The following is a 241-nucleotide window of genomic DNA, read 5'->3' as shown; positions in this document are numbered from 1 at the left end:
GCAGCTTGTACTGCTCGCCATCAGGGCCGATCAACGAACGGCTGTTGATGTCCAGTTCCCAACCATTGAACTTGTAGCTTTCAACGCTACGACGTTCTTCGCTGACAGTACCCAGATTCATGGTACGGGACAGTAGGTTGCGTGCACGAATCGTCAGTTCACGCGGGTTGAACGGTTTGGTGATGTAGTCATCTGCACCGATTTCGAGGCCGAGAATTTTATCGACTTCGTTGTCACGGCC

1 pseudogene is annotated in these 241 nt (G+C 52.3%); it reads right to left on the bottom strand.

Annotated elements, in window-relative coordinates:
* Window positions 1-241 (bottom strand): annotated as a pseudogene (locus HMPREF0308_RS14285) (response regulator); the annotation flags it as partial.

Source organism: Corynebacterium striatum ATCC 6940 (genome assembly GCF_000159135.1).
Lineage (GTDB): Bacteria > Actinomycetota > Actinomycetes > Mycobacteriales > Mycobacteriaceae > Corynebacterium > Corynebacterium striatum.
The sequence above is the reverse complement of the archived record's forward strand: the minus strand, read 5'-3'. Positions and strand labels throughout refer to the sequence as shown.